This is a genomic window from Sphingomonas yantingensis, assembly GCF_014199325.1.
GTDB classification, from domain to species: Bacteria; Pseudomonadota; Alphaproteobacteria; order Sphingomonadales; family Sphingomonadaceae; genus Sphingomonas; species Sphingomonas yantingensis.
This window is the reverse complement of the sequence record NZ_JACIJJ010000001.1, coordinates 1,074,234-1,088,163: the sequence shown is the minus strand read 5'-3', so window position 1 is coordinate 1,088,163 and position 13,930 is coordinate 1,074,234. Positions and strand designations below refer to the sequence as shown.

Annotated in this window: 15 protein-coding genes and 1 tRNA gene; 12 read left to right on the top strand and 4 right to left on the bottom strand. The window is 68.8% G+C overall.

What is annotated here, in order from left to right:
• Positions 1–232 precede the first annotated feature (232 nt).
• The 11 genes from FHR19_RS05515 (at position 233) to FHR19_RS05465 (ending at position 6,990) form a co-directional block, all read left to right on the top strand.
• Complete coding sequence (locus FHR19_RS05515; RefSeq protein WP_246359290.1) at positions 233–379, top strand: hypothetical protein; 147 nt, start codon at positions 233–235, stop codon at positions 377–379.
• Positions 372–632 (top strand): translation initiation factor IF-1, encoded by a 261-nt coding sequence (gene infA / locus FHR19_RS05510; RefSeq protein ID WP_184025338.1) that lies wholly within the window; start codon positions 372–374, stop codon positions 630–632. Before FHR19_RS05515 ends, infA begins: the two co-directional genes overlap by 8 nt.
• Complete coding sequence (locus FHR19_RS05505; RefSeq protein WP_184025335.1) at positions 629–931, top strand: hypothetical protein; 303 nt, start codon at positions 629–631, stop codon at positions 929–931. Before infA ends, FHR19_RS05505 begins: the two co-directional genes overlap by 4 nt.
• Positions 932–947: 16 nt before the next feature.
• The gene (locus FHR19_RS05500) at positions 948–1,286 is read left to right on the top strand and encodes a GFA family protein (protein WP_184025332.1); all 339 of its coding nucleotides are present in this window, start codon (positions 948–950) and stop codon (positions 1,284–1,286) included.
• A gap of 45 nt (positions 1,287–1,331) precedes the next feature.
• Positions 1,332–2,135 carry a TrmH family RNA methyltransferase gene (locus FHR19_RS05495; protein WP_184025329.1) on the top strand — a complete coding sequence of 268 codons (804 nt, stop codon included), beginning with the start codon at positions 1,332–1,334 and terminating at the stop codon, positions 2,133–2,135.
• The gene (locus FHR19_RS05490) at positions 2,135–3,235 is read left to right on the top strand and encodes an 8-amino-7-oxononanoate synthase (RefSeq protein ID WP_184025326.1); all 1,101 of its coding nucleotides are present in this window, start codon (positions 2,135–2,137) and stop codon (positions 3,233–3,235) included. The genes FHR19_RS05495 and FHR19_RS05490 overlap by 1 nt, the downstream gene beginning before the upstream one ends.
• A complete protein-coding gene (gene bioD / locus FHR19_RS05485; RefSeq protein WP_184025323.1) occupies positions 3,232–3,852 on the top strand; it encodes a dethiobiotin synthase in 621 nt (206 codons plus the stop codon). Before FHR19_RS05490 ends, bioD begins: the two co-directional genes overlap by 4 nt.
• On the top strand, positions 3,849–5,087 hold the full coding sequence (locus FHR19_RS05480; protein WP_184025320.1) for an adenosylmethionine--8-amino-7-oxononanoate transaminase: 1,239 nt from the start codon (positions 3,849–3,851) through the stop codon (positions 5,085–5,087). The genes bioD and FHR19_RS05480 overlap by 4 nt, the downstream gene beginning before the upstream one ends.
• 69 nt (positions 5,088–5,156) lie before the next feature.
• A tRNA-His gene (locus FHR19_RS05475) sits at positions 5,157–5,233 on the top strand.
• A gap of 37 nt (positions 5,234–5,270) precedes the next feature.
• Complete coding sequence (locus FHR19_RS05470) at positions 5,271–6,323, top strand: Glu/Leu/Phe/Val dehydrogenase (RefSeq protein ID WP_184025317.1); 1,053 nt, start codon at positions 5,271–5,273, stop codon at positions 6,321–6,323.
• 25 nt (positions 6,324–6,348) lie between these two features.
• Positions 6,349–6,990 (top strand): tetratricopeptide repeat protein, encoded by a 642-nt coding sequence (locus FHR19_RS05465; RefSeq protein WP_184025314.1) that lies wholly within the window; start codon positions 6,349–6,351, stop codon positions 6,988–6,990.
• Here the strand turns inward: FHR19_RS05465 and FHR19_RS05460 are convergent.
• Positions 6,987–8,048, bottom strand: coding sequence for an ATPase, T2SS/T4P/T4SS family (locus tag FHR19_RS05460; protein WP_184025311.1), 1,062 nt, complete (start codon positions 8,046–8,048; stop codon positions 6,987–6,989). The two genes, FHR19_RS05465 and FHR19_RS05460, sit on opposite strands and share 4 nt — an antisense overlap.
• Positions 8,049–8,146: 98 nt before the next feature.
• Between FHR19_RS05460 and FHR19_RS05455 the strand changes: the two genes are divergently transcribed.
• Complete coding sequence (locus tag FHR19_RS05455; protein WP_184025308.1) at positions 8,147–8,797, top strand: prolyl hydroxylase family protein; 651 nt, start codon at positions 8,147–8,149, stop codon at positions 8,795–8,797.
• Between the two features lie 63 nt (positions 8,798–8,860).
• Here the strand turns inward: FHR19_RS05455 and FHR19_RS05450 are convergent, their stop codons facing one another.
• From FHR19_RS05450 to trxA, 3 genes are all read right to left on the bottom strand, one after another.
• Entirely contained in the window at positions 8,861–11,557 is a 2,697-nt protein-coding gene (locus FHR19_RS05450; protein WP_184025304.1) for a TonB-dependent receptor domain-containing protein, read from the bottom strand.
• 110 nt (positions 11,558–11,667) lie between these two features.
• Positions 11,668–13,263 carry a hypothetical protein gene (locus FHR19_RS05445; protein WP_184025301.1) on the bottom strand — a complete coding sequence of 532 codons (1,596 nt, stop codon included), beginning with the start codon at positions 13,261–13,263 and terminating at the stop codon, positions 11,668–11,670.
• A gap of 312 nt (positions 13,264–13,575) precedes the next feature.
• Positions 13,576–13,896, bottom strand: a complete 321-nt coding sequence (gene trxA, locus FHR19_RS05440; RefSeq protein ID WP_184025298.1) for a thioredoxin TrxA — start codon at positions 13,894–13,896, stop codon at positions 13,576–13,578.
• Positions 13,897–13,930: the final 34 nt, after the last annotated feature.

Below are 13,930 nucleotides of genomic sequence, written 5' to 3'. Positions count from 1 at the left end.
TGCATCGATGCTCTGGCGACAGCGTCTGCGTTCGCCGCAGCCAAGGGCAGGACGTCGGCGCACCATGACCGCCCTTACAATTCGCCGCCCCCGTAACTATATTGCTTTCACCACCGGGACACCCAATCCGTAGGCACCCGTGGCTGAGAGACCATCGCGCTCCCGCTTACGATGCGTGGGAGTCCGACGTTTGGACCTCAACTATCTTCTTTCCCGTCACCAGATTTCGCTGATGCGTGCCGACAATTCGGCCTGTTCGTCCTCGCGCCGGTCGCATCAGGGCCTTGCCGCTGGCTATGCCGCGCGCATCCGCACGATTCAGGCCGGCAAGACCGGCTCCAGCCCCGTCATCGGCAGCCTAGGCGCCGCCTTTGTCTAAGGAAGGGCTGATGACCCTCGACGGGCATGTCGAGGAAATGCTGCCCGATGGCCGGTTTCGCATCATGCTGGCGAACGGCCATCGCATCACCGCCTATACGGCCGGCAAGATGCGGCGTTTCCGCATTCGCACCGTCATCGGCGATACGGTACAGGTCGAGATGTCGCCCTACGACCTCGACAAGGGCCGCCTGATCTATCGCGACCGCGGCCCCGGGGGCGGCGGCGCAGCAAGGGGAGCACGACGCCGATGACCGATACGATCCAGCCCGCACCGGAAGTCGACACGCCGGCCGAGACCCAGACCGAGACCAAGCCGCGCCGCTCCGGCTTCCAGCCGCGCCGCATGATGAAGAAGATGGACCCCGTCGCTGCCGAGCGGCAGGGGCGCATCACGATGCTCGCTTGGAAAAAGCTGGGCAACGAAAACGCGATCGCCTTCCTCAACGCGCATGACGAGGCGCTGGGCGGCCGCCCGCTCGATCTTGCGGTGGCGAGCGAGGAAGGGCTCGGCGCGGTCGAGCGCGCGATCGAATCGCGGGCGGCCGCCTGACCGCATCGGTCGCGGCATGATCGAACATCGCGGCAGTTGCCATTGCGGGCGCATCGCGCTCGCGCTGCGCGATACGCCGGTCGAGGCGACCGCGTGCAACTGCTCCGTCTGTCGGCGGATCGCGGGTCTCTGGCACTACCCCGCCTCCTCGGTCGTCACCGTGACGGGCGAGGGCATCGCCTATCGTCAGGGCGACGGCGCGCTCGACCTGTGGCATTGCCCGGTCTGCGGCTGCACGACGCACTGGACGCCGACCGACCCGGCCTATCCGCGGATGGGCGTCAACCTTCGCATGTTCGATCCAGCGCTGTGGCGGTCCCTGCCCGTTCGGCGCGTCGACGGCGCGAGCCACTAGCGCCCCCTTGCCCCCGCCGCCCCCGCTGGGGCAAAGCGCGCGGCGATGCCGCGTCAGATTACCGCCTACTCCAATCCCGCCGTCAAGGCCGCACGCGAGCTTCGCGACAAGAAGCACCGCCGCGCCCAGGGTCGATTCCTCGCCGAGGGGCTGCGCATCCTGACCGAGGCGCGCGAGGGCGGCCGCCTGCCCAAACAGGTCTTCTTCGCCGCCGACAGCGCCGCGCACCCGCTGGTGATCGCGCTGGTCGATGCCGTGGAAGCCGCGGGCGGCGACGCGATCGAAACGACGCCCGACATTCTTTCCAAGCTCTCCGGCAAGGACAATCCCGGCGCCGTCGTCGGCGTCTTCGCCGAGTTCGAGCGCGCGCTCGCCGACCTCGACCGCACGAGCGCGGGCATCTGGCTGGTGGCGGAGCGGCTGCGCGATCCGGGCAATCTCGGCACGATCCTGCGCACCGGCGATGCGGTGGGCGCGGGCGGCCTGATCCTGATCGACGACTGCGTCGATCCCTTCTCGGTCGAGGCGGTGCGCGCGAGCATGGGGGCGCTGTTCACCGTGCCGATCGTCCGCGCACCCTGGGCCGATTTCATCGCCTGGCTGCGAAATGGGCCGGGGCAGCTCGTGGCGCTCAGCCTCGACACCGATCTCGACTATCAGCAGCCCGCCTATGCCGCGCCCACCTTTCTGTTGACGGGCAACGAGGCGCAGGGGCTTCCCCCCGCCTATGCCGCCGCGTGCGACGTGCGGGTCAAGATGCCGATGCTGGGCAAGGCCGACAGCCTCAACGCCGCCGTCGCCACCGCGGTGATGGCGTATGAGGTGCTGAACCAGCAGCGCCGCCGCTGATGCTGGGCGCCCATGCGGCGGACCTCGACGCGCTCGGCGCGATCGGGCGGCGACGGGTGCTCAGCGCCCGCGCTGGCATCGACTTCGCCTCGAACGACTATCTCGGGCTCGCCGCCTCCCCCCGCCTCGCCGACGCGGCGCGCGGCGCGATCGAGCGGGGTGTGCCGGTGGGCTCGGGCGGATCGCGGCTGCTGCGCGGCAACCACGAGGAGATCGAGGCGCTGGAGGCCGAGGCGGCGGCCTATTACGGGCATGAAGCGGCGCTTTGGCTGTCGAGCGGCTTCACCGCCAATGTCGCGCTCCTGTCCACCCTGCCCCAGCGCGGCGACCTGATCGTTCACGACGCGCTGATCCATGCCAGCGCACACGACGGGATACGCCTGTCGCGCGCCGAAGCCGTCTCGGCCGGGTATAACGACGCCACTGCCTTTCACGACGCTATCGCAAGCTGGCGGCGCGCAGGCGGCACGGGCACGCCGTGGATCGCGGTCGAGAGCCTCTACAGCATGGACGGCGACCGCGCACCGCTGGCCGAACTAGCTGAAGTCGCCCGCCGGCACGACGCGATGCTGCTGGTGGACGAGGCGCATGCAACCGGCGTGTTCGGCCCCGGCGGGCGCGGGCTTGCCCACGGCCTCGCGCCCGAGCGGACGATCGCGCTCCACACCTGCGGCAAGGCGCTGGGGGCGGAGGGGGCGCTGCTGACCGGCCCCGCGATCACGCGCGACTTCATCGTCAATCGCGGGCGCGGCTTCATCTTCTCGACCGCGCCCTCTCCCTTGATGGCGGCGGTGGTGCGCGAGAGCCTGCGCATCCTCGCCGACGAACCCGAGCGGCGCGAGGCGCTGTGGCAGCGGATCGCCGCGGCCGAAGCGGCGCTGGGGATCGCCACCGGCTCGCAGATCCTGCCGCTGATCCTCGGCGACGATGCCCGCACGATGGCCGTCGCGGGCCGCTTGCAGGCTGCCGGTTTCGACGTGCGCGGCATCCGCCCGCCGACCGTCGCGCCAGGCACCGCACGGCTGCGCATCTCGATCACCAACAATGCCGGGCTCGCCGACATCGACGCGCTCGGCACGCTCCTGAAGGAAATCCTGTGAGCCGTTTCGTCATCGCCGGTACCGACACCAGCATCGGCAAGACCGTCTTCGCCGCGGCACTGACCGGCGCGATCGGCGCGACCTACTGGAAACCCGTCCAGTCGGGCTTGGACGACGGCACCGACACGGCCAGCGTCGCCGACCTGTCGGGTGCGACGCCCAATCGTCTGCTGCCCGAGGCCTATCGGCTCGTCACGCCATGTTCGCCGCATCGCGCCGCCGAGATCGACGGGGTGACGATCAACCCGGCCCGGCTGGTGCCGCCGCCCGCCGATCCGCTGGTGGTCGAACTGGCCGGCGGCCTCATGGTGCCGCTGACGCGCGACCTGCTGACCATCGACCTCGTGGCGACCTGGGGCTTGCCCGTCATCCTCGTCGCGCGCACCGCGCTCGGCACGATCAACCACAGCCTGTTGTCGATCGAGGCGATGCGCGCCCGCGGCATCGCGATCCACGGCCTCGCCTTCGTCGGCGACGCCGTACCGGACAGCGAGGAAACGATCGCCGCGATGGGCCGCGTCCGCCGCCTCGGCCGGCTGGACGTAGTGGAACCGCTGACCCGCGACACGCTCGCCGCCGCCTTCGCGCGGGGGTTCGACAAGGCCGACTTCGCATGACCCGGACGCGCATCTGGCACCCCTTCACCCAGCATGGGCTTGGCGAGCCGATCCCCAATATCGTCCGGACCGGGGGCGCCTATCTCTGGACCGACCGCGGCGAGCGACTGATCGACGCGATCTCGAGCTGGTGGGTGACGACGCACGGCCACGCCCACCCGCGCATCGCCGCCGCAATCGCCGAGGCGGCGGCGACAACCGACCAGATCATCTTCGCCGGCTACACGCATCCGCAGGCCGAAGCAGTGGCCGACGGCCTCGCCGCGCTGTTTCCGCCCGACCTCGCGCACGTCTTCTTTAGCGACTCCGGCTCCACCGCGGTCGAGGTGGCGCTCAAGATGGTGCTCGGCTTCTGGGCCGCGCGGGGCGAGGCGCGGCACCGCATTCTCGTGCTCGAGGGGAGCTATCACGGCGACACGATCGGCGCGATGTCGATCGGCGCACGCGGCGTGTTCAACGCGCCCTATGCGCCGCTCCTGTTCGACGTCGGCACGGTCCCCTTCCCCGGCAACGACGACGCCCTTGACGCGCTGGAGGCAGCGTGCCGCGAGCGGCCCGCCGCGCTGATCGTCGAGCCGCTGGTGCTCGGCGCGGGGGGGATGCGGATGTACGCGCCCGAGCGGCTGGCGGCGATGGCGGCGATCTGTGCCCGCCACGGCGTCCTGTTCATCGCCGACGAGGTGATGACCGGCTGGGGCCGCACGGGGACGCTCACCGCCTGCGAGCAGGCGGGCGTCGTCTCCGACATCATGTGCCTGTCAAAGGGGCTGACCGGCGGCAGCCTGCCGCTTGCCGTCACGCTGGCGAGCGAGGCGATCTACGACGCACACTATTCGCCCGACCGCGCGCGGATGTTCTTCCATTCGTCGAGCTACACCGCCAACCCGATTGCCTGCGCCGCTGCCGCCGCGAACCTGGCGATCTGGCGGGAGGAGCCGGTGCTGGAGCGCATCGCTTCGGTCGCGGCGATGCAGGGCGATTGGATCGACCGCGCCGCGCGCTGGCCGGGGGTCGTCAATGCCCGTGGTCTTGGCACGATCGCCGCGTTCGAGGTCGAGGATGCGCGGCCGGGCTATCTCTCCACGCTCGGCCCGTCGATCAAGGCGGCGTGCGCGGCGGCGGGGGTGTTGCTCCGCCCGCTCGGCAACACGGTCTATGTCATGCCGCCCTATTGTGTGACCGCCGACGATCTGGCGCAGGTCTATGGTGCGATCGAGGCCGCGATCACCGCCTGAACACGCAAAAACCGCGCGCAACGATCTTGCGCGGCGCTCGATTTGGGTTTAGGCGCGCAACCCTCAACGGCGGTCGTAGCTCAGTTGGTTAGAGCATCGGTTTGTGGTACCGAGGGTCGCGGGTTCAAGTCCCGTCGTCCGCCCCATCCTTCCCCATCCCCTCGCGATCGGCGGATTTGTCACGTGCTTACCGACTGGGGCTTTCCCGACTTCGACGACCATGAGGGCGTCCACCTGTTCACCGACCCGGCGACCGGCCTTCAGGCGGTCATCGCGGTGCATTCGACGGCGCTCGGGCCGGCGGCCGGCGGCGTGCGCTTCTGGCATTATGCCGATCCGCGCGCGGCGATCACCGATGCGCTGCGCCTTTCGCGGGGCATGAGCTTCAAGAACGCGATGGCCGACCTGCCGATGGGCGGGGGCAAGGGCGTGATCCTGGCCGACGCGAACCGTACCAAGACCGAAGAGATGCTCAAGGCATTCGGCCGCGCGGTCGACTCGCTCGGCGGTCGCTACGTCACGGCCGAGGATGTCGGCATTTCCGAGGCCAACCTCATCACCATCGCGGGCGAGACGCGCTACGCCTCCGGCCTGCCGGTCAAGGCGTCGGGCGGCGCCGGCGGCGATCCGGGTCCGTTCACCGCGCGCGGCGTCTATCTGGGCGTCCGGGCAGCGGCGAAGCGTGCGCTCGGCACCGACGACATGCGCGGCGTCCACGTCGCGATCCAGGGTCTGGGCAGCGTCGGTGGCGGCCTCGCCCGCCTGCTGGCCAAGGACGGGGCGCGCCTGACGCTCGCCGACGTGAACCGCGACCGCGCGGTGGCGATGGCCGAAGAACTGGGCGGCACGCTCGCCGATCCCGACACGATCCTCGCGACCGAAGCCGATATCGTCAGCCCCAATGCGCTGGGCGCGATCCTGACCGAGGCGTCGATCGCGGCGCTGCGTTGCAAGGCGGTGGCGGGCGGCGCCAACAATCAGCTCGCGACCCGGGCCGAGGGACAGGCGATTCACGATCGCGGCATCCTCTATGCCCCCGACTACGTCATCAACGCCGGCGGCATCATCAATGTCGGCCTCGAATATCTGGGCCAAGGCGACCGGGCCGAGGTCGATGCCCGCATCGACCGCATCCCCGAGCGGCTCGAAACCGTGTGGGCGGAGAGCGAGCGGACCGACACCCCGGCGGCACAGGTCGCCGATGCGCAGGCGATGCGCCTGATCGGACGCGGCTGACGATGACGAAGCGCGAGCGCGGCTGATGGGCTGGTTCGCGCTTGCCGCCATCGCGGCCGTTTCGCTCGGCCTAATGCTGCTGCTCCGGCTGCCGAAGACCGTGGTCGGCTTTGCCGGCGCGGCATTGATGCTGGGTGCTACGGGTTATGCATTGCAGGGGCAGCCAACCCTGCCCGCGTCGCCCGCCAATCCCGAAAAGCCCGTCGACGTCGCCGACGAGGAACTGGTCAAGATGCGCCAGCAGATGTTCGGCCGGTTCCAGTACAGCGACAGCTATTTCTTCATCGCCGACGCGCTGTCGCGTTCGGGTGACGAGCGCGCCGCGGCACAGGCGATGCTGGGCGGCGTCCGTTCCGCCCCCGACAGCCTGCCGCTCTGGACCGGCTTCGCGTTCGCGACGGCGGGTGCGGACGGGGCGATGTCGCCGACCGCGCGCATGGCGTTCCGCCGGGCGCACATGCTTAATCCGGAGCATCCAGGCCCCTATTTCTACGAGGGGTTGGCACAGATCCGCGCGGGCAACCTCGCCGCCGCGCGGCCGCTCTGGATCCAGGCGCTGCGCGTCTCGCCGCGCAACGCGCCGTGGCGAGAGAACATCGCCCTGCGCCTCGTCCTGCTAGACCGCTTCGTCGCGATGCAGGCAAGCGGACAGGGAATGCCGCGCTAGCCGCGCCCCAGCCGTACGGCCTCGGCCGCGTCGATCAGCCCCTGGCGCGCCATCGAGCGGGCGGCCGAATCGAGCCTCGGCGCATTGAGGAAGGCATGGCGTGCCAGCAGTGCGGCATCCGCGCCGTCATTGACCAGCCGCGCCATCGCCGGGTCGAACGCGATCAGTTCGAACACCCCGATCGCGCCTGCGGTACCGCGCCCGTCGCACGCGCCGCAGCCCGCGCTTTCATGGATCACCGCCCCCGGATCGAACCCGAGCAAGGCGGCGATGCGGTTGCTCGCCTGCACCGGGCGGCGGCAGACATGGCACAGCCGCTGCGCCAGCCGCTGGGCCGTCACCGCGCGCAGTTGCGCCGCCAGCGCCAGCCGATCGACCCTTAGCGCGCGCAAATGCTCGAACGCCGCGATCGCATCGGGCGCCTCGACCCGGGCCAGCACCCGCCGGCCGCTGGCGGCGACCTGAAAGGCGAGCGCCGCCGCGCCGCGATCGGCAAGGTCGCCGAGCGCGAGGATATCGGGATCCAGCGACAACGCCTGCTCGATCGCCGCCTGCCCCTGAAGCCCCGCAATCGTCAGCGCGCCGGGCAGCGCGAGATCCACCGTCACGACGCTGCGCGTGCGGGCCTCGCCGCCGAGGAGCGCGGCGATCGTCGACCGCCGGCCCGACCCGCGCGGGCCCGCGACGACGACTAGTCCGCCCGGCCGCTCGGTCATCCGGAAGATCGTCCGCGCCTGCGCCGGGACCATGCCGAGCGCCGCCAGTCCTTCGGCCAGATGGCCCGGCCGCTCGGCACGGAGGCGAAGCGCCAGCCGCTCGCCATCGGAATGGCTCGCCACCTGCCAATCGCCGAGGCGATCGGTACCGTTGCCGGCGACCGCCCATGCCGCCGCGCGCAGCCCGCCGGGCTCGAGCCGCGCGGGCACCCATTGCCGCAACCGCCCGTCGACGCGCAGCCGCACGCGCACCGCATCGACGTCGAGGTCGAGGTGCACGTCGCTCGCCCCCTGCGCCTGCGCATCGGCCGCCAGGGCCTGGATCGCCGCTTCGCTGCTCATACCGGCCCCTTTTCGTCGGTCATGACTGCGATGCGACGCGAACGTTACGCTTTCATGGCACGCTTCCCGCCGCGCGATCGCTCTGGCAGGAGAGCGCGATGACCCATCTCGGCTCGGGCCACCCCAGCGAACCCGTCATCGCCCATATCGCCGCGCGGCCCGGTGTGCAGAAGCTGCCGAGCCCAAAGCTGACGTTGTTCGTCGCGAAGGGCTTTCTCGACCCAGCGCACTGCACCGACCTGATCGCACTGATCGATCGCCACCGCCGCCCCTCGACAATCGCCGATGCCAACGGCGATGCGGCGTTTCGTACCAGCGAAACCTGCGACCTCGACCCAGCCGAGCCGGCAGTGGCACGTCTTGAAGCGGCTATCCTCGACTTTTGCGGGCTCGATCCCGCGCATGGCGAGCCGATCCAGGGCCAGCGTTATGCCGTGGGGCAGGAGTTCAAGGCGCACACCGACTATTTCGAGCCGCAGGGCGCCGATTTCGCGAAATTCTGTTCGGTCGCGGGCAACCGCACGTGGACGGTGATGCTCTACCTGAACGAGCCGGCGGCGGGCGGCGCGACGCGGTTCAAGGTGGTCGACAAGCTGGTCCAGCCCGAGACGGGCAAGCTGCTCGCCTGGAACAACCTGCGCCCCGACGGCACACCGAACCCCGCGACGCTGCACCACGGGATGAAGGTGCGCAGCGGCACGAAATACGTCATCACCAAGTGGTTTCGCGAACGCCCCTGGGGCTGGTGAAACGAGAAAGGGCCTCCGGCATCTTTGCCGAAAGCCCGATCCCCCTCTAACCGATGGCGGCGATCAGAGCCCGACGCTGACGCCGAAGCTGAAGATGCGACCCAGATTGTACGTGTTGACGTCGGCGCGGCTGCCGTTGTCGAACGTCTGGAACTCCTGATAGCGCGTCTTGGTCAGGTTGCGCGCCTCGAACTTCAGCTCGACCTGGTGATCGTCGCCGCTACCGATCGGAATGCCCTGACGCCACACCACGTCGAAGCGCCAGCCCGGCTTCTCTCGGATGTCGGGCAGGCGGACGCCGTTGACGATGGCGCCGCGGTTGGTGATCCGCTCGCTGGCATAGTTCACCAGCAGGGTCACCTGGCTCAGCATCTCGGTATCCTCGAGCCCGAACTGCGCGTTGACGAGGTGGTTGGACTGGCCGACCAGCGGGCTGCCGTCGACGAACAGCTGGTTCGCGGGGATCAGCGGGCCGGTGACGTTGATCGGATTGACGACCGGCTGGTCCTGCGCGTCGAGCTGCGACTTGGTATAGGTATAGTTGGCGATCAGCACCGCGCGCTTCGTCGCGAACGGGCCGCCCAGCGTATCGAGCGGGAAATACTTCACCAGTTCGACCTCGCCGCCATAGAGCTTGGCGCCCGGCGCGTTCGAGAAGCTGGTGAGCAACGACGAGCTGCCCGCGCCCGGCGAGCCGAAAGCCTCGATCGGGTTGTCAATCCGCTTGTAGAAGCCCGCCGCGGTCAGGCGCTGATCACGTGCGAAGAACCACTCGGCCCGCGCCTCCAGATTGTAGAGCTCGCTGTCGGTCAGGCGCGGGTTGCCGATGAACTGCCGGTTCGATTCGAAGTCGAGATAGATCTGCGGCGCCAGCTCGCGGAACTGCGGCCGGGCAATCGTCTTCGAGGCGTGCAGGCGAAGCTGCATGTTCTCGGCGAAGTTCCAGGTGATGGTCGAGGCGGGCAGCCAATAGCCGTTGTTGAGGCTGGTGCCCGTCAAGCCCGTTCCGCTCGGCAACACGCGCTGCTCGGCATCCTCGTACCGCACGCCGACCTGCGCGCGCAGCCCGTCGAGGATCTCGCTCTCGAGCTGGACATAGCCGGCATGGGTGCGCAGCGACGCGGTATAGGCCGCCGCCCCCTGAGACGTGGATTCGTTCTGAAGGACGATGTTGGCGAGCTGGACGTTGTAGTCGCTGAGCAGATAGTCGGGGCGCAGCTGCTGCTGCGCGAGGCTGAGGCCGTTCTGCGCCTGATAGCGGAACTGATAGCGGTACGAGCTGCGGTCGGCGTCCGAATAGGCATAGCCCGCCTGGACCGTCACCGGCCGGTCGAGGTCGAGATTGTAGCCGAGATCGACGCCGCCCGACCACAGATCCTCGTTCAACTCGCTGAACGCGATCTGCGCCAACGACTGGTTGGCGAGGTTGTTGATATAGTCGCCGACCTGCGGCGAGAAGAGATAGGTGAAGGTGCGCTCGTAAGGCGAATTGCGCTGCGTGTTGGCGTAGGCGCCGCGCAGATCGACGCTGAGGTCGCCGAACTTGAGCTCCGCCACGCCCTGCGTCGTGAACAGCTGCCGCTCGAACCAGTTGGTGTTCTGGTTGAGGAGGTCGAGGTTGTTCTGGTCGGTCCCCTTGCCGAGGATCGTCTGCTTCAGCGTGTCGTGGATGTAAAGGTTCGTCCAGCGGATGCGGTTGCGCCCGAACTCGGCCCCGACGCCGAACAGGCCGTTGACCAGCGCGCGGTGGTCGGTGGCGACGTTGCGGAAATCGCTGACCAGCGTGCCGTCCTGGTCAATCGCCACCTGCTGGATCGCGTCGCGCGTGCGCCAGGTGTTCGAGATACCGCCGCCCGCGATCAGGCCAATGCGGCCGGTGCCGACGTCGAACGACGTGCCCGCGCTCAGCTCGCCCGAGAAGTTCGCCGGGATGTTGCGGTTCTCGAACACGAGCGAGGTTTCGGCGTTGGTGAGCTGCGTCACCTGCGCCGCGGTCACGCCGGTGCCGTTGATGCCGGCATCCTTGATGAAGCCGGGGATGGTCCGCTCGCCGCTGTCATACCCCAGCCAGTCGTGCGAACCGCCGTCATAGGTGTAGCCGAGCTCCGCGGTGGTCGCGGTGTCGAACCCGACCGATCCGCCGATCTGAAGGAAGCTTTCCTTCGGCGTCGCCTTGGTCGTCAGGTTGATGACGCCGCCGCCGAACTCGCCGGGATAATTGGCCGAAAAGCTCTTCTGGACGAGGCTCGAGGCGATAACGTTGGTCGGGAAGATGTCGAGCGGCACGACGCGGCGCAGCGGTTCGGGGCTGGGCAGCGGCGAGCCGTTGAGCAGCGACGAGGAATAGCGATCGCCGAGGCCGCGGACGAACACGAAGCCGTTGCCGACGACGCTGAGGCCCGTCACGCGGCCGAGCGCGCCGGCGATGTCGCCCTCGCCCGTGCGCGCGATATCCTCGGTCGACAGGACCGAGACGACCTGCGCGGTGTTGCGGATGACGTTGGGAATGTTGCGGCCGATCACGACGATGTCGTCGCCCGCATCGCTCCCTGCGCCGGGGGCCGAAACCTCGACCTCCTGCTCGGCCGCCCCGCCGGCACCCGGGCCGGTGTCGGGCGGCGTGCCCTCCTGCGGCTGGCCGGCGGTCGGGGCGACCACCTGGCCGGCTGGCGCGCCCGTCGTCGTCTGCGCCAGCGCGGCGGGCGCGACCAGCGTCGTGGTGAGGAGGAGCAGGCTGCCGAAAGCCACAGGCTTTTTCATGTTTTCATTCCGCATTGGGGCGTCGCCGGACTGTCGAGGGTCCGCGACCGGGCACGGGGGGATGGCAGCCCCTTTCACTGCCATCCCCGCATCCTGGGTGCGCTTGCCTGTCAGGTGGTCGGGACGGCGATGCAGGCGCCGCTCGTCGAACCGAAATTGCCGCGGTTCGAGTTGCAGGTCCAACCCTGGTACCAGGTGTCGCCCGAGCCGTTGATCGCACCGATGTACGACGTCTGGACGAAGAAGCCCGAGCCCGCCGGGTTGAGCGTCGCGGCATTGAACGGCGTCACCGCCGCCGCGCCGGTGCCCGGCAGATAGGTCGAGGTATAGGCGTTGGCCGCGGTGCCGTTGGTGGTGTTGTTGGTGCCCGCGGTGAACAGCGCCGCCTGCTCGGCATTGGTGACGGTCACGCCGTTCTGCGTCGATTCGGCCGAGACCGAGCCGCACGCGAAGTAGACCGAGTTGAAGACCGGCGGGCCGTTCTCGTCGATCGCCGAATTGGCAGGCCGGATCGTCGACTTGCCGCCATTGTCGGTGGTGCTGGCGACGGTGTTGATGCACGCCTGCGGCGTCGTCATGATGCCGTTGACGAAGGTGAAGTCGGCGCCGCCGCGGATGCGGATGCCCGCGTTCGTCGCGGTCGAGGTATGGATGAAGGTGAAGTTCGAGATCCGGCCGTTCTGACGCGGCAGCGCGTCCTCGGCACCGTTCGAATCGATTTCCATCATGTAGTTGTCGGTCTGCGTGTTGTTCGGCTTCTGGATGCCGATCGCGAACTGGATGAAGCCCTTCCAACCCACATCGGTGTCGAAGCTGTCGTCATCGGCGCCGGTCACCACGAAGTAGCGCGCATTGTGCGTGCCGCCGAAGATCTCGATCCCGTCGTCCGAGCTGTTGTGGATCTGGATGTATTCGAGCCGTGTACCCGAACCGACGCCGCCGGTGGTCAGGCCCTGAAGCTCGTTGTTCGGCGTGATGACCGTGCCCGAATAGCGGATCTGGACATAGCGCATGATGCCCGAATTGTCGCCCGCGGCGTTGCCGCCGTAGAGCGCGTTGCCCGTGCCCTCGACGACGTTCTCGCAGTTCGCGGCGCCGCCCGAGACGCCCGACAGGTTGCAGTTCGACACCGGCGCGCGGCCGGCGAGGATGACGCCGCCCCACAGACCCTGCGATTCGTCGGTGACGTTGCCGGTCAGGTTCTGCTGCGCGGTGAAGATGATCGGCGCGTTGGCAAGGCCGTCGGCATTGATCGTCGACCCGCGATTGACGACGAGGAAGTCGTTGTCGGCGTTGGTCGTGTTGGCATAGACGATGACGCCCGGCTCGATCGTCAGGTTCGCCTGCGCGCCGCCGGTGCCCGAGCCGCCACGATCGACGCCCACATCGACACGTCCGTTGATCTCGTACGCGGTGCCCGCCCGGCGCGGCAGCGTCAGATTGCCAGAGACGAGGCTGGGAATGCGGCAGCTGCGGAAATTGCCGACGGTGCCGACATCGGTGGTGCCGGTGGGGCAACCCGTGGCGGGCGTGCCCGCGGTCGAGCTGGGCGTCGGCGTCGGGGTCGGCGCGGGCGTCGGGGCCGGCGTCACGATGATGCCGCCCTCACCCGGCGAGGCGACGCTCGACGCGCCGTCGCACGCCGCAAGCGTCGCGCCCGCGCAGCTCGTCAGCAGGATAAGGCTAAGGCGTTTGAAGTCGGCCATGAAGATCTCCGTTCCGGCAATTCCGGGTTGACGAGGAAGGGGCGCTTGCCCCCCGATCGACTCGGCTGTCCCCCTGTCGACCTCCACGCCCGGCTAGTGGCCGGACGTGACGTACGGATGCGGTTTCGAAGACGGTTCGGTTGCGGCCATGTGACGGAATGGTGACGGTTGTGACAAAGCGGTGACGAGCGCTGTTTAGCGCGTGCTTCGGCGGAAGCGGGAGCACGCCGCGCGTTCTGTAGCGCAAACGAAAAAGGGGCCGGCGGTCGCCCCGCCGGCCCCTTCGTTACTTCGGTCGAGCCGATCAGGCGATCAGAGCTCGCCCTCAAGCCATGCCTTCAGCCGGCCCTTGGGTTCGGCGCCGACCTTGGTCGCGGCGGGTTCGCCGTTCTTGAACAGGATCATCGTCGGGATGCCGCGCACGCCGTACTTGCCCGGCGCCTCGGGATTCTCGTCGATGTTGAGCTTGGTGATCGTCACCTGCTCGCCCAGTTCCTCGGACAGTTCCTCAAGGCTCGGGCCGATCATCTTGCACGGTCCGCACCACTCGGCCCAGAAATCGACGAGGACGGGCTTGTCGGCACCGAGGACATCGGTGGCGAAGCTCTGGTCGGTGACGGCCTTGGTCGGCATGATTCTAAACTCCTTGGTTGGGGTCCAATCTATG

Coding starts and splice junctions, on each gene's coding strand:
- FHR19_RS05500 (WP_184025332.1), top strand. CDS start 948: ATGATCGAACATCGCGGCAGTTGCCATTGCGGGCGCATCGCGCTCGCG.
- FHR19_RS05450 (WP_184025304.1), bottom strand. CDS start 11,557: ATGAAAAAGCCTGTGGCTTTCGGCAGCCTGCTCCTCCTCACCACGACG.
- FHR19_RS05495 (WP_184025329.1), top strand. CDS start 1,332: ATGCCGCGTCAGATTACCGCCTACTCCAATCCCGCCGTCAAGGCCGCA.
- FHR19_RS05480 (WP_184025320.1), top strand. CDS start 3,849: ATGACCCGGACGCGCATCTGGCACCCCTTCACCCAGCATGGGCTTGGC.
- trxA (WP_184025298.1), bottom strand. CDS start 13,896: ATGCCGACCAAGGCCGTCACCGACCAGAGCTTCGCCACCGATGTCCTC.
- FHR19_RS05490 (WP_184025326.1), top strand. CDS start 2,135: ATGCTGGGCGCCCATGCGGCGGACCTCGACGCGCTCGGCGCGATCGGG.
- FHR19_RS05445 (WP_184025301.1), bottom strand. CDS start 13,263: ATGGCCGACTTCAAACGCCTTAGCCTTATCCTGCTGACGAGCTGCGCG.
- FHR19_RS05515 (WP_246359290.1), top strand. CDS start 233: ATGCGTGCCGACAATTCGGCCTGTTCGTCCTCGCGCCGGTCGCATCAG.
- FHR19_RS05455 (WP_184025308.1), top strand. CDS start 8,147: ATGACCCATCTCGGCTCGGGCCACCCCAGCGAACCCGTCATCGCCCAT.
- FHR19_RS05460 (WP_184025311.1), bottom strand. CDS start 8,048: ATGAGCAGCGAAGCGGCGATCCAGGCCCTGGCGGCCGATGCGCAGGCG.
- FHR19_RS05465 (WP_184025314.1), top strand. CDS start 6,349: ATGGGCTGGTTCGCGCTTGCCGCCATCGCGGCCGTTTCGCTCGGCCTA.
- FHR19_RS05505 (WP_184025335.1), top strand. CDS start 629: ATGACCGATACGATCCAGCCCGCACCGGAAGTCGACACGCCGGCCGAG.